Source organism: Bacillus sp. Marseille-Q1617, from assembly GCF_903645295.1.
Taxonomy (GTDB): Bacteria; Bacillota; Bacilli; order Bacillales; family Bacillaceae_B; genus Rossellomorea.
The window spans coordinates 1158031-1180761 of sequence record NZ_CAHJXM010000001.1 but is presented as its reverse complement, the minus strand read 5'-3'; the positions used below and the strand labels follow the sequence as shown (position 1 = coordinate 1180761).

Here is a 22731-nt window from a genome sequence, read left to right as displayed (position 1 = left end):
AATCTATTTGAAAAATTGGAGGATCAATCATGGTAAATGAAAAAGTGGTATTTATCACCGGTGCTGCGCGCGGCATCGGGTTTGAAATCGGCGAACATTTTGCACAAAACGGGGCTAAGGTTGTATTATCGGATATCAATCAGGAAGGGCTTGATGAAGCCGTTGAGGATTTGAAAGACAGAGGGTTCGATGCCATCGGGGTCAAGTGTGATGTGACGAGTGAAGATGAAGTGAAAGCAGGAATCGATAAAACCGTTGAACACTATGGACGGATCGATGTCCTCATTAACAATGCCGGCATTCAGCATGTCGCTCCAATCGAAGAATTTCCCATTGAGAAATTTGAGCTGCTCATCAAAATCATGCTGACGGCCCCATTCATCGCGACCAAGTTTGCTTTTCCTCATATGAAAAAGCAAAAATTCGGGCGTATCATCAATATGGCTTCCATCAACGGTCTGATCGGTTTTGCTGGTAAGGCTGCCTACAACAGCGCAAAACACGGTGTCATCGGACTGACAAAGGTATCTGCACTCGAAGGAGCAGAACACGGTATCACGGTTAATGCAATGTGCCCGGGATATGTGGACACACCTCTTGTGCGGAATCAGCTTCAGGACATCTCAACAACAAGAGGAGTCCCTCTCGAAAAAGTGTTGGAAGATGTCATTTATCCGCTCGTACCGCAAAAAAGATTACTGTCGGTAGAGGAAATCGCTGATTATACAATGTTCCTCGCAAGCGATAAGGCGAAAGGTGTCACTGGGCAGGCTGTCGTTTTGGATGGAGGATATACCGCCCAATAAATCGATGGTGTTAATGGAACCCGCCCAAAAATATAGATCAGTCAATCGGATCAGAATTCTGATCCGATTTTTTGCGTTCAACCAGACACCATAAATAAAACTAGGAAAACTGTCCGTTTCTACATAAATGTTTTTATTGTAAAATATTGTATAGTAGATTGTTTTTCATGAAAAGGAGAAGCTATGAAAATTTATTGGCAATTGGGCTTTTTTATCATCGGATTACTCATTTTCAGTTATGGCATCAGCTTATCGATCAAGGTGCAGTACTTGGGTATCCATCCGTGGGATGTATTGAATATCGCCTTGTTCGAAAAAATCGGGCTGACGATCGGAACATGGAATATCATCATAGGAGCCGCCATGATAACCGGCACACTTCTCATGAAGGGTAAATATGTACGGGTCGGTACGATCATCAATGGAGTGATGGTAGGTGTCCTTGTGGATTTTTTTCTTTACTTTGACCTGCTGCCTCCTCAAACAAATGCAGTCGTAGATGTACTCCTGCTTCTTACTGCCATTGTTCTGATGGGGATTGGAGGGGGACTATACTCTGCAGCGCATCTGGGAACGGGACCGAGGGATGGTTTCATGCTGACGATTTCAGACAGGACAGGACTCTCGATCAGTTCCGTAAGAATCATTTGTGAGTGCTGTGTGTTGCTTCTGGGACTTCTGCTTGGCGGCCCGGTCTTCATCTTTACTTTCATTTACACTTTCATCCAGAGTCCGATTTTCCAGAAGGCATTTCTATCGTTTACCCGCATGCTGGACATACGGTTTCCGAGCCCTGACCGGAGTATGAAGGCCGGTTGACCTCACTGTGGCCGCAGTTAAAAGAACAAGCCCCGCGGCTTGTTCTTCCATTGATATACTATGTCATTTCACACGCCACCAAACCGTATTGCTGATATGGATCGAGCTGTTTTACAAACTGAAATAACTCCTGCACTTTAACGTCTTCCATATCCCGCTTGTAATAGTCCTCAAGCAGCGCAAGGATTTCATCAGGATACATCGGGCATGTATGACTTCCCCAATCCGTCTGCCTGCCTTCAATGCGATTATAATAAATATCATCTAACACCGAAAAAAACAAATCATATCCTTTTGGGAAAAATTCACTTATCCTTTTTGGATAGTTATGGTTCCAGTCGCCTCCCTCGTAATGAAATGTTTCATCCGTAAGGTCGCCTAAGAATACTTCAACATCCGCCATATGGAGCTCCCCCTCACCCTTAACTTGTTTACTACTATATATAAGCATGTCCACTTAATTTAGAACAGGAAAAGGTTTTGCAGAACCACTGTGTGCAAATAATGATCAAGTCAAAGAAAAAACCGATTCCCCGGAAGAGAAATCGGTTATCCTTTGACTTATAGATACTTCCTCTGCACACTTCTTCCATCATACGTAAACAGCATATCGCGGTTCTCCACATGTGTTTCGATATGGACAGGCCTGCCCCAGAGACGGTGGACATACGGCAGCACTTTCTCCAAATACTTGATATCGAGCTCTACGTCTTCGTACCAATGTTTCAGATATAATTCCCCGCTCTTCATATAGTCACCATCAGTCACCGTAATATATGGGAATCCTCCATTGACCCTCATGCTTACAAGCTGATCACGTACAGCCGTCCATTCCTTATCCACAATCTTATAGTCCTTGCCCTGCTTCTGGAAGAGGTACATATCCTCCCTCATCACAAGATCTTTCGTTAAATAATTGCGTAAAAAGGAGATATCTGATTCAATTTCCCGCACCTCAAACATTTTATCTCGTCCCGAGCCTGGTTTCACGCCCCGATTCTTCATTTCTTCCGTCGGGTTATTATACCGTTCTTCAATATCTTCAAATATTTTCAACCCCAGATAATACGGGTTGATTCCAGTACGCGATGGCTGCACGACTCCTGCATTCAGCTTGGCAAATTCAATTGCTTCACCGCTTGTCAGGTCCATCTCACGGATGATCCGCTGATGCCAGTAAGAAGCCCAGCCTTCATTCATGATCTTGGTTTCAAGCTGAGGCCAGAAATACAGCATCTCTTCCCTCATCATTGTCAGGATGTCCCTTTGCCAATCTGACAATTCACGGCTGTATTGCTCAATGAACAGAAGGAGGTCTTTCTCCGGCTGCGGCGGAAACTTCTTTTTCACTTTCTTGGTTTTACGCTTTTTGGGTTTCTCATCAAGCGACCATAAATCATCATAAGGAGTGACTGGATTCACTTCTTCCTCCACCCATTCCACATCATCCATCGTCCATGAAAGCTTCGGCCTCATCAAGGATGGATCGATATGTTCATCTATGGCGAGAACGGCATCGAGAAAGTTTTCCACTTCCCGCTTTCCATGTTCAATTTCATACCTTCTTACACGATCGGCTGTCGCCGCCATGCTCTCCACCATATCCCGTTTTGTATTTTGAAACCTCACATTGTTTTTAAAGAAATCGCAATGCGCGAGTACGTGCGCAACAATCAACTTATTTTGAATCAATGAATTGGAATCCAATAGAAATGCATAGCATGGATTTGAATTGATGACAAGCTCATAAATTTTACTGAGACCCAAATCATATTGGAGCTTCATTTTATGAAATTGTTTCCCGAAGCTCCAGTGAGAGAAACGAGTCGGCATCCCATAGGCACCAAATGTATAAATAATGTCAGCAGGACAGATTTCATATCTCATCGGATAAAAGTCGAGGCCGAATCCGGAAGCTATTTCGGTAATTTCACCAATCGCTTTCTGCAATTGCTTTTGTTCCTCTTGGTTCATGGTCATCCCCCTCTTTTTACTCTTATCACAATGTATGAGAAGAAGAGCTGATTCATGAGAAGAAAAGGAGTCTGTTTCGGCTAAGATGATTCTTTCGGATTCCAAATTCACATATAAAAAAGGCTGTACCGTCGTAATAACGATGGTACAGCTCCTTTATATTTATCCTTATATTTATCCTTTTCTTAACGCTTGTATCGGAATCAGAGTCAGCAATAGCAGGAATGCGGATACGGAAAAAATGATTTGTACACTGGTGATTTCCAAGAGCATCCCCACCCCTAAAGATGACAGCCCAAATAAAAGCGTCGTCAAAGCTCCCTGCGAAGCATAAACTTTCCCAATCTCTTCATGAGGCGAGTTTTCCTGAAGATATGTTTGCAGGACGATGGTCTTTATCTGATCGAAGGCACCGAAGATCAAGGAGAGAACCAGTGCGAAAAGGGCCGCTTCGTTCCAGGCAAAAACCAGTGTTGCGAGTGATGTCATGATCATGCATACCGGCAGCCAAACGTCCCTTCTTCTTGAAAAAAAGCCATGCAGTTTGAATACAAGATAAGAGGCAAGTACCAAACCGATGAAAAAACTGCTGTTTATGAACCCCCACCAAGCTTCACTCCGGTGCAGGACCAGATCCACATAAAGATAAAGAACAGCCGCAATCCAAACTGCCCCGGCTGCAGATTCCAGACCATATATGAAGAATATATTTCTCAGCCGTTCATTCTTTCTCACTTCAGTCCAGCCTTCCCCAAATTCTTTCCACCAGTATTTCTTTTGCTGCAGGGTGGTGCCCGGAATGGCCGGAAGCTTGAGCATATACAGCGTACTGGCAAGAAACAGCAGTATGACAAGTACGAATAAGAGGCTTTCATTCAATAATGCGAGCAATAATCCGCCAAGTGCCCAGCTGGAGAATTGAATGGTTTGATCCACGGTCGATAAAAAACCATTCGCCCCCATCAGTTCTTCCCTTTTCACGATAAAGGGTATATAGGCGTTTCTGGCAGGCAGAGCCCATCCGTCCAAAAATGAGATCATACTTGCAACGGCTAAATAAAGCCACACATTCCCCAAAGAAAATAAAACCATCGCCAAGAAAAGAATGAGCAGCAATGTTTTTGCAAGCTGAGAATACGCAATCAAGAACTTCATTTGTGAACGATTCAATAACAGCGGTGCCATCACACTGCTGATAAATCTCGAAAAGGTAATCACCAACGGCACTGCGGTCAACAATACCGGTGAACCCGTAACCGTATGAATCAGGGAAATCAATGCCACAATGTACAAGATATCCCCCATATTCGCCAGTGCCTGACCGATCCAAAGATGTCGAAATGATTTCGAAGCCATGTCTTTTCCTCCCTTTATTCAATTATATTTTAGGAAAAAGACATATCACATTGGATGAAGGCTCCTCTCATTTCATAATGATTTCATTTTATCAAACTATTCTGACTATGAAAACATGTAATAAACTATACAAAAGATCAGAATAAGTTACCGATTATGCAAGCTTGTCTACGGCACTTCATTTAATAAAGTTAACCAATCATCAGGAAGTCATTTTCAATAAACAGCAAAAAACTGACTCGATTCGCAGGGGACGATTCTAAGTCAGTCTTATGAAGAACTATTTCTTCTCTTCTACAGAAATGCTCAACGTCTTCTCATTGTCTAGATCATGTACCACTTTAACCATTACGACCTTCTCTGCATTATTATCCTGTACGGTGAATTCAAAAGAGTCCGCAAGCTTATTTTCATCAATCTTTTGACGTCCTTGATACTTATAGTCCTTTAAAGGCTGTCCAGGGTAATCTTCCTTTATGACAGCTGTCGCTATCCGGCCGAACTTCTCATAATCGGAAGGCTGCGGCTGCTGTGCCTGCACATTACTTGAAAATAAAAGAAAAAATACCGCTGTCATCATCATCATTGATTTTTTCATTTTTTCACCTCATATCTTATCTCTTTAATTAGGATGATGTAATAAATCTAAATTATTCACCCAATAGAAGGAAAGTCAGTGTAAGCAGGAGTACCAAGTTTTTCAGAGAAAAAATGCTGAGTTTCGTCACACAATAAGATTACCCCCTTCAGAAGGAGGGAAATAAAAGTGAACAAAGTCGATTATGACCGGGCCTTGTACTACACCCACCGATCAGAATGGGATAACCTGCTTATTCTGATGGTAAGGACGAAGGATGACCTCCTTTCGAAAAGAATTGAACAATTCTTGCACGCCTATCACTTTTCAAAGGATTATACCGTTGTTGAACGGAATCTTTACACACTACTGCGTTATATCGAACATGCAAATTACACCTTCAGTGTCGAGCAACCACTAGAGGAAACATTTGCAGAAATGTAAAAGAGAATTCCACCTAACCGTGCTGATTCAGCTATGCTGAATCAGCTTTTAGTATGTGCATGCAGTCAGATTTTATGTAAAATAGGTATTTATATCGTGAATGGTACGCTAGAGGACATTTTTGGGGATTTGCGGACGAAACTTTTGTTTTGCGGACAATTTTTCGTCTTGCGGTCACAATATTGGAAATGTGGACATTTCTTTGCAATATGCCGACTATCGACAATCCCACAAGGATCACCTTATTCACCCACACCCAGCCTCCCAAACCCTGCACAAAACTAAAAAAAAGAAACCGACAACTTGCGTCAGTTTCCAGCCAACCAATTATTTAGCAGGCGCTTCATTCTGTACAATCTCCGCCGCCTTCACATACACTTTCAATTCCTGAACCATATCATCCACCAGTTTTGCCGGCTCCTCCAACAACCCGTCATGGTCATAATCAAAGCAGTGCGGATCGAGGACAAGCTGTTTTGGGACAACATTCGCATAGACGCCGCGTGCCACTATCCTGAGGTTGTTCAGACAGTTGATCCCGCCTTTTCCTCCTCCTGCACACGCAAGCAGTGCCACTGGTTTATGCGCAAATTGCTCGCTGCTCAAGAAATCGAGTGCATTCTTCAAAGCCCCGCTCATGCCGCTGTGATATTCGGGGGAAGCTAATATGACCGCATCTGCTTTTTTCACTTTTTGTTTCAGGGACTGTACGGACGAAACCTCCGCCTGCTCCTGTTCACCAGTGTAAAGAGGCAGTGTCCCATCACTGAGATCAATCAAATCAGCATTATAGGTTCTTGCCATGAAACGGGCTGCAATGCCTGTGCGTCCCCTTTTTCTCGGGCTTCCATTAATGATCACGATGTTCATTGTTTAAATCGTCCTTTCTGTTTTTCAAGCCAGATTATGTTTCACTGCATAAAGTGCCGCTTGTGTCCGATCAGATACTTCAAGCTTTGAGAATATGTTTGATATATGGGTCTTGACCGTCTTTTCCGTTATAAACAAGCTTGAAGCAATTTCTTTATTACTCTTCCCTTTCGTCAGCTCCACCAAAACATCTTTTTCCCTTTTTGTAAGAGCATGGATTTTATGTGGGGGGTCTTGTTTTGAAATTCTCGTCAGCAGATGATTGGTGGCTTTGGGATGGAGTGAGTTTTCCCCTGATAAAAGCTTTCTGATACTTGCAACCAGCTCATCCGGCTCAATATCCTTTAATTGATATCCCGCGGCCCCGGCTTCGATTGCAGGGATGACATGGTTTTGATCTGAAAAACTCGTCAGCATCAGAACCTGGATGCCGCTGCCATGCTTCTTTTTGATTTCTTTCGTTGCTTCGATTCCATCCTTGACCGGCATCATGAGGTCCATCAAGATCAGGTCAGGCTGTAAGCTATCCGCCAATTCAACGGCTTCTGCCCCATTCTTTGCTTCACCTACAATTTCTAAATCCTTTTGAGTTTTTAAAAAGAAAACAAGCCCCCTTCTCACTACGTGATGATCGTCTGCAATCAAGATACGAATCGTCATACCGGTCCTCCTAATATGGTATTTTCACCATTAATATTGTTCCTTTTCCAAGTGCACTCTTTAAATGAAATGTTCCCCCAAGGCTCTTCACCCGTTCCTTCATGCTTTCAATCCCGATGGAGGGAAGCGGCTGTCCTTCATCGTATTGAAATCCGAAGCCTTGATCTTCTATCAAAAGGGCAATCATATTTCCATCGTCTTTTAAAAGATAGCTGATATTCTTCACACCTGAGTGTTTTTTACAGTTATTCAGTGCTTCCTGACTGACCCTCCAGAGGACTTCTTCGACTTTGGAACTTAAAGAAATGACGCCTTCCACACGTGATTCGAGAGTCAGGCCGAGCATTTCAGAATAGCCTTTTGCCGCTTCCACCAACCCATTCTCCAGTCCATGGGGCCGCAGCTGCCAGATAAGGGCGCGCATTTCCGATAAAGCTTCCTGGGCGAGGGTCTGAACGGTTAGAAACGTTTCCTTCACTTCTTCATCACTTGTCATCTCAGCACCGCCTCTGGCTGTCAGGGTAAGCGAGAATAGTAATTGATTCACAGAGTCATGAAGATCCCTTGCCAGCCTGTTTCTTTCCGCAAGAAGTGCAACTTCCTGTTCTTTTTTAGTGAGGGCAATCCGTTTTATCGCTGAGCCAATTTGAAAGGCGACTGATTCCAACAGTGCCAATTCGTCTTTTGAAAAATGGGTTTTGTGAGGAGCCGCTACATTCAACAATCCATAAGCTTCGTCACCGGATTGCAGGGGGACTGTGGCGTGATAGGTGATATCGTCGGTTTTTCCCCTGTTCTCTTCGATGGCTTTTTCTATCCGTTGACATTCGATGATATTCGAGGCCTTCGTCAGCTTCCCTTTGCGAAAGCGATTGACACACCAGCACCCGCCGTTATGCATCAATTCACAACCGTTATGTTTCAGCGATTCCGGAAGATCTTCATAAGACGCCAGCTGATGCTTTCCGCCTTCTTCAATAAAAAAGATCCATCCTGTCGTAAAGCTCGTGCCTTTGATTAATTTCTTCAAGGCACCATGGAGCATATCACACTGGTCGGTTTCGTTATTAAGAAATTCGGCGATTTCTTTTAAAAGCTCGATATTTGAAAGTGCCTCCTCATTCATTGTCATCGTCCTCTCTAGTCTCTTACTATTAGTATACAGTTCAGGAACGGAATTCGATATTCTAAGAAAGAAGGAATTTTTCTACGACTTTTGACTGAAAACGTTTGTTCTTTGCATATCTTGGGTCGTTAATTGCTTTTTGTAAGGGCTTTAAGTGGGTGTTGGTACTTTATCAATAGATATCGTCCGTTTTTTTTATTTATCGGCTAAAATGATTTTTTATCGTCCGATTTCTATTTTTATCGTCCATTTTGATTTTATCGACCAAAAATAAAAGATATCGACCGTTCGACAAAAAAACGCCTAATATCGCACACTTTCCAAAAAAAAAGAGAGCGGCATGATTCACCGCTCCTCAGTAGAAATTATGCAATTGGATAATCCTGTGCAAATGGATGGATCTTGATCTCGTCAATCAGCATATGCTTGGGAGCCGAAGCCATGTAAATGACAGATTTAGCGATGTCCTCTACCTTCAGCCAGTCTTCTTTTTCAGGAAGACCCTGCTTCGATTCAGCAAAGTAGGTATCGACCATACCAGGATTGATGGTACCGACCCTTATCCCATACTCTCTTACTTCCTGTGCAAGTGAACCGCAGAAGCCCTGGACTGCATATTTAGTCGACACATATGCCGATCCGTTAGGGATGGTGTATCGTGCCACATCTGAAGAGATGGTGATGATCGTGCCGAATTTTTGTTCTTTCATATGCGGCAGAACAGCTTTTGAGCACAGGAAGACACCTTGGACATTTACATCGAAGATTTTCTTCCACTCTTCTGCGGTTACTTCTTCAGTCGGTTTAAAGAATCCAACACCCGCATTATTGACCAGAATATCTATTTTTCCGTATGAAGAAAGTGTTTCATCAATAATTTTTTGGACGTCTTCTTCTTTAGACACATCCGCCTGGATGGAAATCACGTGTTCAAATCCGCTCTCTTTCAGATCTTGAGCTGCTTTATGTATATCTTCAGAACTGCCTGCCAGTGATAGTTTCGTGCTTTCTTTTGAAAATTGTTGTGCAATTTCACGCCCGATTCCTCTGGACGCGCCTGTAATGATTGCCACTTGGTCTTTTAACATACTTCATTCTCCTTTTTATCCATGTTGTATCCATCTCTTATCTAGCATCTCTTACCCGAGCAAGGTTATACGAATGCATCAACCCGAAAAGAAAACGAGGCCCGTCCCCTCAAAGTGATAAGGGCGGACCTTTTAAGGTTACTGGATGATACTTTCTACCTTATCCATTAGATCTTCAGTCAAGGAAGCTAATTTCTTGTCACTTTCCCCCTGGGTTTTGCCTATGACGCTGAAGTAGAACTTGATCTTCGGCTCTGTACCTGATGGGCGGAGACACACCCATGAACCGTCTTCAAGGAAATACTTCAATACATTCGAAGCGGGAAGCGTGATGGCTGTTTCTGCTCCTGTAGAGAGTTCCACTTTTTTGCTTGTCTTATAATCTTCGGCTGATAAAACTTTTAGACCTGCCACTTCAGCCAAAGGCTTCTCTCTGAATTTCTTAAGGATACCCTGAATCTGCTCTGCCCCTTCTTTCCCTTTCAGGGTCAGGCTCTTTAACCCTTCCTGATAGTAGCCATGACGCTCATATAGTTCGTTGAGAACATCATACAGAGTCTTGCCTTGTTTTTTATAATATGCTGCCGCTTCTGCAGCCATCAATACGGCTTGGACCGCATCTTTATCACGTGCAAAATCCCCGATCAGATAGCCGTAGCTTTCTTCATAACCGAACAGGAATGTATATTCACCGGTTTCTTCATATTTCTTGATCTTTTCTCCGATGAATTTGAAGCCTGTCAGAACGTCTTCAACCGAAGCACCGTAATGTTCAGCCACTTTTCTTCCTAACTCAGAAGTGACAATCGTTTTGAAGACACGTCCATTAGCAGGAATCATCTCTTTTTCCTGCTTGCGGGAAAGAATATAGTTCATGAGCACGGCACCTGTCTGGTTTCCGGTAAGAAGGACATATTCCCCGTCTTTCCCTTTAACGGCAACCCCTAAGCGGTCTGCATCTGGATCTGTAGCAATTAAGATATCAGCATTCATTTCTTTTCCATCACGGATAGCCAGTTCGAAAGCTTCTTTATCCTCTGGATTCGGAGATTTCACAGTCGAAAACTCAGGATCGGGTTTTGCCTGCTCTTTTACAACATGGACCTGTTCATAACCGAGGGCATTCAAACCTCTTTCAGCCATCTTGAGAGCCGTTCCATGCAGAGGTGAGAACACAATTTTCAAATCCACCTCTTTGCTGATTTGAGGCGTTTCTGAAATGGAAATCAGGTGATCAAGATAGGATTGGTGGATTTCTTCTCCAATCATCTTAATCAAACCTTGTGATTTCAATTCCTCTTCGGATTTGACTTCAATTTCAAGTTCATTTTCCACTTCGTTCACTTTATCAATGACGGCGTCTGCAATATGCGGAGGCAATTGTGCTCCGTCCTCACCGTATACTTTGTATCCATTGTACTCAGGCGGATTATGACTTGCTGTCACCACAATACCTGAGAATGCATGTAAATACCGGAGTGCAAATGAGAGCTCCGGGGTAGGGGCAAGTTCATCGAATACATAGGTTTGAATACCATGAGTCGCAAGTGTTTTCGCTGCTTCCATTGCAAACTCCGGAGATTTATGACGTGAATCGTAAGCGATTGCCACACCTCTCCTTTTAGCTTCATCCCCTTCATTTTCAATATATCGGGCCAAACCTTCTGAAGCTTTACGAACCGTGTATATGTTCATGCGATTGGTTCCAGGACCGATTTCCCCTCTCATTCCGCCAGTCCCGAATTCAAGGTTCTTATAGAAAGCGTCCTCCAATGCTTTTTCATCTTCCTTCATTGAAGCTAAATGATCGTTTATTTCACGATCGATATGTAAATAGTCACTCCACTTCTTCCACGCTGATTGCCAACTCATAACGATCCCCTCCTAATGCTGTATAATAATTAATTCTATCATAGTTACCCGCATTCCTTTTAAAACCTTCCGTCACATTCCGACACGATGTAACCGTTCTTATTTTAGCATAATTTCGTTAGGGGGAGGGGAGTATTAAGTTGTTTTATACTATTGGATTTTCCTTGGCAGGGGGTCATCCCCCTTCTCCAGCCAGACCTGAAAACCATAAAGAATCATGGCAAATGTGATAAATAGAATGAACCTTCCAAATGGTGTAATGTTTATCAAATTATAAATCCCCAATACATCTTGTAATACATAATGAATAGGAAAGAAAGCAAACATAAAATCTGCAATAATATTTGTCACAGCATATCTCCAGAAGTGCCCGAAAGTAAAACGGAATATCCACAAAGTGATGACTGGGAATGCGCCAAAAACACCTGACACAAAAGCTGGCTCCAAGGAAGGGATGATCGAAACATTTATGATCCAATGGTTCTGATTTTCAGCCACAAGATTATAAACGAGCATAATGAACGAGGCAAGGAGTGAAACTGGCATAAATCGCTTCACCACTTCTTTTTTCAAAAAGAACAATGTTAACCAAGGGGCAATTAGAATGAACCAAAGTATAAGTTTGTTGACCAACATAAACCCTCCTCAACAACTCTGATTGTTTATTGTTTTTCAGGGGTCCATGAATTATTCAGCATTGCATGATGAAAATACTCCTCAACCATACAAAAAAAGACCCAAGGAAGAAATCTGGTTCCTTGGGTCTTTCAATCTGCACTATTTCTTATAATTCACACCATATACGTCATGTCGGCGGTCTTTAAGCTGGCGGACCGTGCCGGACTGGCGTTGGCGCCTGAGCACTTCCAAATCGACATCCCCAATCATGACCATTTCGATGTTCGGGTTGGTTTCACCGACAATCCCATCACGCGCAAATTCAAAGTCAGACGGTGCAAAGATCCCCGATTGAGCGTATTGGATATCCATGTTCTCCGTTTGCGGCAGGTTTCCGACTGTACCTGAAATAACCGTGTAGATCTGGTTTTCAACAGCACGTGCCTGCGCACAGTAACGGACGCGCAGATAGCCTTGGCGGTCTTCTGTACAGAATGGTGTAAAGATGATCTTTGCCCCCTTATCCGTTGCAATTCGGGCAAGTTCAGGAAATTCAATATCGTAACAGATTTGTATGGCAATCTTACCGCAGTCTGTATCAAACACCCTCACTGAATCACCAGGGCTGATACCCCACCATTTTCGTTCATTTGGGGTAATATGAATCTTATATTGCTTCTCGATGGTTCCATCCCGGCGGAACAAATAGGCAATATTATAAATTTCGTCATCCTCTTCCTTAACAAAGTGAGATCCCCCGATGATATTGACATTGTAACGGACAGCCAAGTCTGTGAAGAGCTCAATATATTCTTCCGTAAAATCAGTCAGCTTCCTCACTGCAAGGCTTGGGGATTTAATGTTCAGAAACGACATGAGCTGTGTGGTGAAAATCTCAGGGAATACCACAAAATCTGACTTTGCATCAGAAGCTACGTCGGTAAAATATTCTACCTGATTTGCAAATTCTTCGAACGAGTTAATCTTACGCATCATATATTGCACCACACAAATCCGTACAGGATAACTCGTTTTAAAATGACGCTTGCTTGAAGGACGGTAATCAACATTATTCCATTCCATCAATGTAGCATATTTCTGCGACCGTTTGTCATCCGGCAGGTAATTCGGATTGATACGCATCAGGGTGAATCCGTTCAGTAATTGGAATGACAGAACAGGGTCATAAATTTTGTGCCGGCCTACCGCATCCACATATTCCCTCGGGGACATTTCATCTGAATGTTTATAATAATTCGGTATCCGCCCCCCGATGATGATACTCTTTAAATTCCATTGACGCGCAAGATCTTTACGTGCTTCATACAGGCGGTGCCCCACTTTCATCCGGCGGTAATCCGGGTGGACCATCACTTCGATCCCATAAAGATTATATCCGTCGGGATTGTGGTTGGTTATGTATCCGTTGTCCGTGACATCATCCCAGGTATGACGATCATCGTACTCGTCAAAGTTAATAATCAAGCTCGAGCAGGATCCGATAATGTCACCATCAAGTTCTGCCACCAGCTGGCCATCCGGGAATACATCCAAATGACTTTCCAGGTGTTCCACCTTCCATGGCTCCATGCCCGGGAAGCAAACTTCCTGCATGCTGATTATATGTTTGATGTCCTTATGTTCCATTGGACGTATGATCATTTTCTTTTCAAATTGAGATAAGTCCAGTTTTTCTGCCACTTATAAATCACTCCTCTGTACGCTGTTGTTATACCCTTATCATGCACGTGTAAAACGAAGTTCATGAGTGCATGAAAATAAAGTCTGGTTAGCAATCTATATTATTTTACCAAAAAAAAGAATCATTTTAGAAGGATTTTGAACCCCGGGTTGCGCAAATGATTTGCTCAAATGTGTAATAAAACTTACTATATAGTAATGGGGAAAGATACCTAACCAAAAAATAATAAAAAACGGTCATCTTTTCTTAACAGAACGGATGGTTTTACCTTTATAATAGTAAGAGAAAAATGCGTCAAGAAAGGATTTCCTTATGAATAAAAAAGCAGATTCCCTTCTTTTCCTTGGATGGGCCGCCTCACTTACAGCCACCCTCGGCAGCTTGTATTTTTCAGAAGTGATGAAATATGAGCCATGCGAGTTATGCTGGTATCAGCGTATCCTGATGTATCCCTTGGTTATTCTTCTGGGGGTTGCCTATGTCCGTAAAGATTTCAAAGTTGCATTATACTCTTTGATTTTTTCAGGAATTGGACTGGTTATTTCTATTTATCATTACTCCCTTCAAAAGATATCATTTCTTTCCGAAAGCGCCCCTTCATGCGGTCGCGTGCCGTGTACAGGCGAATACATAAATTGGATGGGGTTCATGACCATTCCCTTCCTGGCACTTTCAGGATTCAGTATCATCTTCATTGCAAGTCTGTTAACGCTTAAAGCACTAAAGGAGGATCATTAATTTGAAGAAAATCATTATCTTTTTAGCCGTTGTCATCGGACTGTTTGCTGCAATCGCCATCGTGACCAATATGCAGAACAGTCAAAAAGCAGAAGGAAATAAATTCAAAAAAGACGAGCTTCACCCTGCTACCGTGGAATTATTGGATGATCCCAACTATCAAAACGTCATCCTCCCGGAAGAACTTGATAAAAAGCTTGAAAATAAAGAAGATGTGACGGTGTACTTCTATAGCTCCACTTGCCCTCATTGTAAAGAGACCACACCTGTCCTTGCTCCACTTGCTGATGAAATGGGAGTGGACATGGTTCAATACAATGTACTGGAATTCGAGCAGGGCTGGACGGACTATCAAATTGAAGCCACACCTACCCTAGTGCATTTCAAAAACGGTGAAGAAGTCGACCGTGTTGTCGGAAGTCAGCCTGAAGAAGAATTCAGAAGCTTCTTTGAGAAGAATGTGAAATAAATTTAAATGTTTAAGGCCCGTCCCTCCATGCTTTAAAACTGGAGAGGCGGGCCTTCACTATCCAAAAAAAGAGGGACCGGCGAGTCATTCGCCAGTCCCTATCCATGAGGAGGAATTTCAAGAGAAGATACACTGTATCCTCAAATTAAAATTGGTTACTTGATATATTCCCCGCTCGGACAAAGATAAAACGTATTAATCTAATTTTCTAAACAATCACTAAATTAACAGCTGGTTGGCTGCTTTTGAATAAACGCTTAGCGAGTGTTTGCATTCCGATTCATCTGTAAACTGATCGAAAGACAACGGAAAGAATAGTCCAAACCCTTGCAGGATTTGAACATTATGATAGAACATATCCTCATAAACTTCGTCTCTCTCCCCGCATTCCACGATTGAAATCAGCGTCTGAAGACTGGAAATCACTTGGAACGCTTCTTTCAATGTACCGCAATATTCAAAGTTTCTATTTGTCGTATGTAAAATTTCCATATCTTCAAATTGCTCTATTTCTTCGTCTGTGAAATAATCAGGGAAAATAGTACAATACATATGACTGATTAATTCCTGGATTTTTGTATCCTGTTCATGTGTTGCAGCTAGTAATACCTTCACCAATAACCCACCTTTGTAATGGTTGTAATCTCTCTGTAATAGATACACTTAGAATAACATAGATATGACCCCTCAAGTGTGGTAATTATACCCATGAATTTGGTAAAACAGGTGCTTAAATGGGATTAAATACCCATCAACGTATAAGATTTTTGTCATTTAAAGGAGCTTTTTGATGAAAACAATGAGAAAAGGTTCACTCTACCAAGTAGTGATACCAGCCAATTGGAAAAATGTAACGATAGATCACATCCTTAAGAATCATTGGCATGCCCCTAAAAAACTCATTCATTCCATGAGAATGGACAAGGACATCAAAGTAAACGGCGAGTATTTTCCATGGGATAAGTCGTTATCCCCCGGCGACCTTCTCCAAATCACCCTATTCAAAGAAACGGACTATGATGTCCCTCCTTCTTATGGTGATCTTCATATCCTTTATGAAGATGATCACTTGATTGTCGTAAATAAAACTGCCGGCATAGATACCCACCCCAACCAGCCAGGTGATACGGATACCCTTGCAAACCTGATCGCCTATCATTTTCAGGCAAAGGGAGAAAGCTGCAGGGTGATGCATATTCACAGGCTCGACCGCGACACTTCCGGAGCAATCATTTTCGCTAAACATCCTTTAAGCAAAGCAATTCTTGACCGGCTGCTTATCGAGCGTAAAGTGAAAAGGACTTATCTGGCACTCGTCCACGGGAGGCTCAAGCAGAAGAAAGGCACCATTTCCGAGCCAATAGGCAGGGATCGTCATCACAACACAAGAAGAAGAATCTCTCCATCGGGTCAGAAAGCAGTCACACATTATAAAGTATTAGAAGACAGGGGAAATATGACTCTTGCAGAAGTGGTCCTGGATTCAGGGCGTACCCACCAAATCCGGGTCCATATGAGTCATATCGGACATCCATTAGCAGGAGATACATTGTACGGGGGTAAACCTGTATTTAGGCGTCAGGCTTTGCATGCTGCAAGGATTGCATTTCCTCATCCTTTGACAGGTGAAAGAATTGAGTGTGAGGCTGAATGTCTGGATGATATTGGCTTGTCGAAATAATCTTTTTGGCTGCGCCGCTGCTTTTGCAGCGGTTTTTTTAGTGGGATGTTGGTGGATTGGTGTTACAGACGTGAATATTGATATATCAACGTTTTTTCGGGGCTATCAACGTTTTCTCAGACTTATCAACGTTTTCCCGGGTTTATCAACGAAAATATCAGTTTATCAACAAAACAAACCGAAACGGTATAGACCATGCCGCCTTCTTATAATTGCCCGCAAAAAAAGAGCACCCTGGCTGCTTCAGCCGGGTACTCTTTCTTTCCTATTATTTCAATCCGTTCTTGATCGCTTCCGCTACTTGGATCGTACGGCGGGTCTGATGCTTTACAGCTGGCTCTACGCCTTCTACCATATTACCTTCCTGGTCAACCGTTACACTTGTACCGTATGGGTTTCCTCCAGTAGCGAATGATGATTCATCCGTGTATCCAGGTGCAGCGATGATGGCACCCCAGTGCATCATAGTGGTGTAGAGCGCCAGAACGGTCTGCTCCTGACCACCATGCGAGTTGCTTGCAGAGGACGTTGCACTCACCACTTTGTTAGCCAGTTTTCCTTGGAACCAAAGGCCGCCAGTTGTATCGAGGAAGGATTTCACCTGAGACGGGACATTTCCGAAACGTGTGGGTACATTGAACAGGTATGCATCTGCCCACTCTAAATCGTCAAGAGTGACTGTCGGAACGCTGTCTTTTGTTTCATTGTAATGCTTTTCCCAAGCTGGATTCGATGAGATAGCTGCTTCGGGAGCCGTTTCTTCAAAGCGAAGTAATTTCACTTCCGCTCCTGCTTCCTTTGCTGCTTCTTCAGCCCATTTTGCCATTTGGTAGTTCGTTCCTGTAGAACTGTAATACATGATCGCTAATTTTACGTTAGACATAATAAAAAATCTCTCCTTTTTTCCTAAAATATATAGTAAATGGGTGATACACATAAGTTAGTATGCGGGTATGCTATCAAGCATAAACCTGCATTTTCATTTCTATTACTAAAGCATCACATACAGGACAATCGACAAAACTGCCTCAAATAGTCAAATGCTTCTTCATACACTAAAAACTTCCTCTTTACCTTCTTCCCATTGAAATCACAAACAAAACGTTTCAAATTCATTTATCCTTCAATTGAATATCTTGAATTTGAGATATAACCCCAAAAAAAATATCTCAAAGATATTTATTTCGATTTCGAGATAATTGTATATCATCCCCTCCTCCCCTGTCAACAGATAATATAAATTTAAAGCCCGTCCCTCACCTCTTTAATTCGGTGGGACGGGCCTTCAAAATTAAAAGTCGAAGTTATCCGGATCTGGTCCGAAGCGTTCGTCTTGGTTTAGGTCATTTATTTGGTTCATTTCATCTGTAGAGAGTTCGAAATTGAATAAATCAGCGTTCTCCTTGATGCGGTTTGAATGAACCGATTTAGGAATGATCACGACATCGTTCTGCAGGTGCCAGCGCAAAATGACTTGAGCTGCGGACTTTCCATGCTTTTCGGCGATTTGTTTTAGAATCGTTTCATCAAGGACTCTTCCTTGTGCGATTGGGGACCACGCTTCCACTGCAATATTTTCATCCTGACAATAAGCTCTAAGCTTCTCCTGATTTAAACGAGGATGGCATTCGATTTGGTTAATCACCGGTTTTTCATTGCTGCTGCTCATCAAGTCTTCAAGATGATGCTGATGGAAGTTGCTTACCCCGATTGATTTCACGAGCCCTTCACTATAAAGTCTTTCAAGGGCTTTCCACGTATCCTTGTATTTCCCTTCAACAGGCCAGTGAATCAAATAAAGATCCATATAATCCATATCCAGCTTTTTTAAACTTGTTTCGAATGCTTTCAACGTAGTATCGTAGCCCTGATCACTGTTCCATACCTTTGACGTAATGAATAGATCTTCTCTTCTGGCACTGCTTTCTTTTACACCTTGTCCGACACTTTCCTCATTCTCGTAAACAGCCGCCGTATCGACTGAAAGGTATCCAGTTTCAATAGCCGACTTTACAGCCTCAACCGTCTCACGGGGATCTTTCATTTGGAAAACTCCCAGCCCCACGTAAGGAATTTCAATCCCATTATGTAACGTTTTTTTGCTTTGCAGATTCTTTAACATAGTGCATCCCTCCTTTCTATATTTTACTAAACCTGTTAGCAGGAAGGCGAATATTATGATTACAGTCTAATTACTCGGAGGTGAATAATTAAATAATATAGAGATATGAAAACCAGAGCCTAAACCTAAGGTGCAAAGCCCGTCCCTCTAATTTATAGAAGGACGGGCCATGTTATGATGATGTTTTTCTCGGTACATCCGTTGATCGGCTTGTTTAAAGAGTTCTTCCATCCTGCCGATTGAGGATTCCGAATGGGCATTGCCCATCGCCATACTTAATTTGAATTCGGTACTGTTTTGATTAAAGCTATGGATAGTAGATTGAAGAAGGTGGGTCAGTTCGTCAGGGGATCCTGGTGAACAATGCTCGATAAGTATTGCAAACTCATCTCCACCAATTCTCGATACTGAGATATGATCAGCAGATACTTTTTTAAGGATGCCTGCTGTCTCTACAATCAACCGATCACCCATTTTATGTCCATATCGATCATTTATCAGTTTCAGGTTGTTAAGATCACAGATGATCATACCTGTAGAAATATCTTCACAGTCGTTATATTTCTGCATTAAGGATTCAAAGAATTCCCGATTGAATAAATCCGTCAGCGAGTCATGGGTGGCCTTGTATTCTAGTTCTTTTTGAAGGGCTACCTTATCATCCACATTCCTGATAATCCCCTGTACCGCTGTCAATTCACCATTTTCATAAATAGGCGTAACAAATTCCTCGAAGCAAATATATATTCCTTCATCATTTTTCCAGCGCTGCCTTACAGGCTTCGTATAATCCAGCTTTCCGGAAATCTTCCTTAGCAGGATATTATAATCATCCGGGTGGATTCTATCAAAGGCGATTAAAGGGTTTTTTTTACTTTCTTCTATTAAATCGGCCCCTAATACTTTTTCAATGGCGGGACTCAAGTATTTGTACTCGAAGTCCGGCTTGATTTCAAAATGATAGATTATATCCTGAGAACGTTCTACAAGCTGAAAAATTTTCTCAAAACTTGCTGCTTTTTGTTTATAATGCATAACCACTTTCCAGAAAAAGACCATCAGGATCAAGACGGTCACTGCAGTTGCTGCAATCAGCGTGATCGAAATAGCAGAGAACATAGAAAGCAAGCTCCTTCACTCAAAGTCCTTTAACCAAATTCTTCAAATCTATTATACTACAAAACCGTGACAAATTACCTATAATTTAAAAACCCGTCCATCAATGCATTTAAGCACTGATGGACGGGCTGGCAGCCATCCTATCTGTTGATGAATTGGTTCAGGTCTTTTCCTATGAAGGTAAGTTGGTGCAGCGGACGCGTCATGGCAACGTATTGCAGTTTGATATCCAGTTCGTTTTCACTGCTGAACACTTCGTCGATGACGGTAATCATGACCACATCAAACTCTAATCCTTTTGACAAGTAGGAAGGCACAACGACGATTTTGTCTTTTGGGATCGACTCCTGTTCTTCCAAAAGTTTCACTTTTCCGGGCATTTGTTCTTCCAGGATTTTATAGATCATCTTACAATCTTTCATGCTTTTCCCGATGACCGAGAAGGTTTGAAAGCCTTTTTCTTTTCCTCGATTAACTTTTGAGGCAATGATGCCGGCCATCTCCTCATTGTCTATATACGTATATGCGTCGGGCGCTTCTCCATGCCTTACCACCGGATTCACCTTTGGAAATTCATGAGGCAGAAGTCTCAATAGCTTATTTGCCTCTTCCATTATTTCAATCGTGGTACGGTAGCTTTTTTGGAGCTCGGTATAAGTGGCCCTGGGAAACACTTCCCGATAGACCGGATCCCATGCCTGCAGCCCCCTGTAAGAATGGATTCCCTGTGCAAGGTCCCCCACCAGGGTAAACATATCGGTTTCCAAGGCCCTTTTCAGCGCATAAAGCTGCATATAACTATAATCCTGCGCTTCATCAATCACGATGTTTTTAGCTTTATAAAACTTGTCGATCCCGAAAAGATGGGTCTGCAAGTACAGAAGGGGCGCTAGATCCTCCACTTCGTATTTCTTCTTCATCAAGAGGTTCGACGTGTAGAAGCATAGATCCTGTGCTTGAACTAAATCCAGCTCGCCGCTGGAGTACTCCACAAGCCGTTCCGGATCAGAAAATAGGTCTGAATAGTACTGTTCCAGGTTTTTCTTTTCAAATTGTTTCATATACTGAGAGACACTTGTCCTTACAGCCTTCTTCACTTCATCAAGCCGCTCAGCCTTCTTATCCAGTGCTTTCGAAATATACTCTTTACGATTACCGGCATTGGCCCGCTGGTAGAGTGCCTTTTCAATTTTCCCGTCAAAGAACGTTTCAACTTTCTCGATCATCTGCTTCTTGTTTGTACGCACATAGCTCTGCAATAAGGATTTCAGCTTATCAAGCCGGCGGTACATCGGCATATAGGTGTATTCTTCTTTGAAAAGATGCGTGAATTTCTTTGCGGAGTATAGTTTGTATTTATCCACATAGAAATCGTCCGCTGGATAAAACCTTTTCTCGATTTCTTCAATATAGTGATCGAGGATCCTTCTGAATGTCTTTGATCCCTTAAATCCTGAAATCCACGAAGCCTTTTTAACTTCAACATCATGATTTCGCTCAATCAGCCTGATCAGTTTGTCATCCTCAACGAGCTTCAATTTCTTTTCGAGACAGGTCATGACATAATCGGAAAAAGTCGTCTGCCTCACTCTTTCCACTCCGAGCTCAGGCAATGCTTCCGAAATGTAGTCGATGAACAGATTACTCGGAGCAAGGATCATCAACTGCCTCGGATCAAAATGCTGTTTATAGTTATAAATAAAGTAGGAAATTCTGTGAAGGGCAATGGTTGTTTTCCCGCTTCCTGCAGCCCCTTGAACGATAATCGGCTTGTTCAGATCGGCCCGGATGATCCTGTTCTGTTCTTCTTGAATGGTGGAAATGATTTCTGTCAATCGATTGCTCGAACTTTTTGCCAAGGAATCCTGCAGCAGTTCGTCAGTGGTGGTCAGGTCGATGTCCCTGATTTCTTCAAGGTACCCGTCTTCAATCATATACTGGCGCTTTAGGGACAAGTCACCTTCATACATTTCTCCCTCCGCCTCATATGAGACATCGCCAATCCTTCCTTCATAGTAAAGATTCGCGATCGGTGAGCGCCAGTCGACGATGATTTGCTCCTGGTTTTCACGCTGGTACAAAGACGTCTTCCCGATGTAATGCTTTTCGGTTCTATCAGAACCCTCATTCTTAAAATCGATTCGGGCAAAATAAGGCTTATTTTTCGCTTTTTGAAGGGATTCCAATTCTTCTTTGGACATTTCGAAAAAGCTTGAGTTGGTAAGAATATCGATGTAGGCAGCACTGGACTCTCCCCAATCGACATCTCCAAAAGCTTTTTCCATATTTTCTTTGTACTTCTCTTTGCTTGACTGTGATGTTTCAATCACCACATCAATATACCTCTTTGTGAATTCCAGGCGTTCTGATTCATTTGAAAAATCGGGGTGTAATGCTGATTCCTTCGTCATAGCTTTCTCCTTTCAAATGTGGTTTTACGCAATGGAGAAAAAAACGTCTTAATCATGCCGCCGGGGTAACGACTCCCGTGCGGTCTAACACGTTAAATGTGACTCATCGAAATCTGTAAAAATTATGTAGGCGTTTGGGAGCAGAAATATATATTATCAGATAATTGGTAAAGTTTCAATACGAAATGCGCAGGGGCTTTGGTAAGAGGCGGGTGTCATAAAGGTGATCCGGCTGTAATGGTGTTTTGGCTTTTTTGAATGCTAGAATTTTAGCTTTTT

Annotated in this window: 22 protein-coding genes; 6 read left to right on the top strand and 16 right to left on the bottom strand. The window is 42.5% G+C overall.

The window, feature by feature from the left end; genetic code table 11:
- Positions 1-29 precede the first annotated feature (29 nt).
- Together HWX64_RS05930 and HWX64_RS05925 are read left to right on the top strand one after the other, a co-directional pair.
- Complete coding sequence (locus tag HWX64_RS05930) at positions 30-806, top strand: 3-hydroxybutyrate dehydrogenase (RefSeq protein ID WP_175988126.1); 777 nt, start codon at positions 30-32, stop codon at positions 804-806.
- A 183-nt stretch (positions 807-989) separates the two neighbouring features.
- A complete protein-coding gene (locus HWX64_RS05925; RefSeq protein WP_175988124.1) occupies positions 990-1625 on the top strand; it encodes a YitT family protein in 636 nt (211 codons plus the stop codon).
- Between the two features lie 58 nt (positions 1626-1683).
- Here HWX64_RS05925 and HWX64_RS05920 read toward each other — a convergent pair whose 3' ends face one another.
- The 4 genes from HWX64_RS05920 to HWX64_RS05905 form a co-directional block, all read right to left on the bottom strand.
- The gene (locus tag HWX64_RS05920) at positions 1684-2028 is read right to left on the bottom strand and encodes a hypothetical protein (protein WP_175988122.1); all 345 of its coding nucleotides are present in this window, start codon (positions 2026-2028) and stop codon (positions 1684-1686) included.
- A gap of 158 nt (positions 2029-2186) precedes the next feature.
- Positions 2187-3599 (bottom strand): SpoVR family protein, encoded by a 1413-nt coding sequence (locus tag HWX64_RS05915; protein WP_175988120.1) that lies wholly within the window; start codon positions 3597-3599, stop codon positions 2187-2189.
- A 174-nt stretch (positions 3600-3773) separates the two neighbouring features.
- Positions 3774-4955: an MFS transporter gene (locus HWX64_RS05910; protein WP_175988118.1), complete on the bottom strand. Its 1182-nt coding sequence runs from the start codon at positions 4953-4955 to the stop codon at positions 3774-3776.
- 280 nt (positions 4956-5235) lie between these two features.
- Positions 5236-5553 (bottom strand): DUF3889 domain-containing protein, encoded by a 318-nt coding sequence (locus HWX64_RS05905; RefSeq protein ID WP_175988116.1) that lies wholly within the window; start codon positions 5551-5553, stop codon positions 5236-5238.
- A 168-nt stretch (positions 5554-5721) separates the two neighbouring features.
- On the opposite strand from HWX64_RS05905, the gene HWX64_RS05900 reads away from it, so the two are divergent.
- Positions 5722-5976 carry a YhdB family protein gene (locus HWX64_RS05900; protein ID WP_058298714.1) on the top strand — a complete coding sequence of 85 codons (255 nt, stop codon included), beginning with the start codon at positions 5722-5724 and terminating at the stop codon, positions 5974-5976.
- 327 nt (positions 5977-6303) lie between these two features.
- Here the strand turns inward: HWX64_RS05900 and HWX64_RS05895 are convergent, their stop codons facing one another.
- The 7 genes from HWX64_RS05895 to HWX64_RS05865 form a co-directional block, all read right to left on the bottom strand.
- Positions 6304-6846: an NADPH-dependent FMN reductase gene (locus HWX64_RS05895; protein ID WP_175988114.1), complete on the bottom strand. Its 543-nt coding sequence runs from the start codon at positions 6844-6846 to the stop codon at positions 6304-6306.
- Positions 6847-6870: 24 nt separating this feature from the next.
- Positions 6871-7506: a response regulator transcription factor gene (locus tag HWX64_RS05890; RefSeq protein ID WP_175988111.1), complete on the bottom strand. Its 636-nt coding sequence runs from the start codon at positions 7504-7506 to the stop codon at positions 6871-6873.
- A 10-nt stretch (positions 7507-7516) separates the two neighbouring features.
- On the bottom strand, positions 7517-8632 hold the full coding sequence (locus HWX64_RS05885) for a GAF domain-containing sensor histidine kinase (protein WP_175988109.1): 1116 nt from the start codon (positions 8630-8632) through the stop codon (positions 7517-7519).
- 365 nt (positions 8633-8997) lie between these two features.
- Positions 8998-9720 carry an SDR family oxidoreductase gene (locus tag HWX64_RS05880; RefSeq protein ID WP_175988106.1) on the bottom strand — a complete coding sequence of 241 codons (723 nt, stop codon included), beginning with the start codon at positions 9718-9720 and terminating at the stop codon, positions 8998-9000.
- Between the two features lie 138 nt (positions 9721-9858).
- Positions 9859-11592: a phospho-sugar mutase gene (locus HWX64_RS05875; RefSeq protein WP_175988104.1), complete on the bottom strand. Its 1734-nt coding sequence runs from the start codon at positions 11590-11592 to the stop codon at positions 9859-9861.
- A 150-nt stretch (positions 11593-11742) separates the two neighbouring features.
- Positions 11743-12228 (bottom strand): hypothetical protein, encoded by a 486-nt coding sequence (locus HWX64_RS05870; protein ID WP_254871048.1) that lies wholly within the window; start codon positions 12226-12228, stop codon positions 11743-11745.
- A gap of 141 nt (positions 12229-12369) precedes the next feature.
- Positions 12370-13911, bottom strand: a complete 1542-nt coding sequence (locus HWX64_RS05865) for a bifunctional GNAT family N-acetyltransferase/carbon-nitrogen hydrolase family protein (RefSeq protein ID WP_175988103.1) — start codon at positions 13909-13911, stop codon at positions 12370-12372.
- A gap of 313 nt (positions 13912-14224) precedes the next feature.
- Between HWX64_RS05865 and HWX64_RS05860 the strand changes: the two genes are divergently transcribed.
- Entirely contained in the window at positions 14225-14650 is a 426-nt protein-coding gene (locus tag HWX64_RS05860) for a disulfide oxidoreductase (RefSeq protein ID WP_175988101.1), read from the top strand.
- Between the two features lies 1 nt (position 14651).
- Positions 14652-15119, top strand: coding sequence for a co-chaperone YbbN (locus HWX64_RS05855; protein ID WP_175988098.1), 468 nt, complete (start codon positions 14652-14654; stop codon positions 15117-15119).
- Between the two features lie 219 nt (positions 15120-15338).
- On the opposite strand, the gene HWX64_RS05850 is transcribed toward HWX64_RS05855, so the two are convergent.
- The gene (locus HWX64_RS05850; protein ID WP_175988096.1) at positions 15339-15734 is read right to left on the bottom strand and encodes a YhcU family protein; all 396 of its coding nucleotides are present in this window, start codon (positions 15732-15734) and stop codon (positions 15339-15341) included.
- Positions 15735-15909: 175 nt separating this feature from the next.
- On the opposite strand from HWX64_RS05850, the gene HWX64_RS05845 reads away from it, so the two are divergent.
- Positions 15910-16800, top strand: a complete 891-nt coding sequence (locus HWX64_RS05845; RefSeq protein ID WP_175988094.1) for an RluA family pseudouridine synthase — start codon at positions 15910-15912, stop codon at positions 16798-16800.
- A 268-nt stretch (positions 16801-17068) separates the two neighbouring features.
- On the opposite strand, the gene wrbA is transcribed toward HWX64_RS05845, so the two are convergent.
- The 4 genes from wrbA to helD form a co-directional block, all read right to left on the bottom strand.
- Positions 17069-17683 (bottom strand): NAD(P)H:quinone oxidoreductase, encoded by a 615-nt coding sequence (gene wrbA, locus HWX64_RS05840; RefSeq protein WP_175988092.1) that lies wholly within the window; start codon positions 17681-17683, stop codon positions 17069-17071.
- A gap of 408 nt (positions 17684-18091) precedes the next feature.
- Positions 18092-18922 carry an aldo/keto reductase gene (locus tag HWX64_RS05835; protein WP_175988090.1) on the bottom strand — a complete coding sequence of 277 codons (831 nt, stop codon included), beginning with the start codon at positions 18920-18922 and terminating at the stop codon, positions 18092-18094.
- Positions 18923-19069: 147 nt separating this feature from the next.
- The gene (locus HWX64_RS05830) at positions 19070-20041 is read right to left on the bottom strand and encodes a sensor domain-containing diguanylate cyclase (RefSeq protein WP_175988088.1); all 972 of its coding nucleotides are present in this window, start codon (positions 20039-20041) and stop codon (positions 19070-19072) included.
- Positions 20042-20181: 140 nt separating this feature from the next.
- Positions 20182-22452: an RNA polymerase recycling motor HelD gene (gene helD / locus HWX64_RS05825; RefSeq protein WP_175988086.1), complete on the bottom strand. Its 2271-nt coding sequence runs from the start codon at positions 22450-22452 to the stop codon at positions 20182-20184.
- Between the last annotated feature and the right edge of the window lie 279 nt (positions 22453-22731).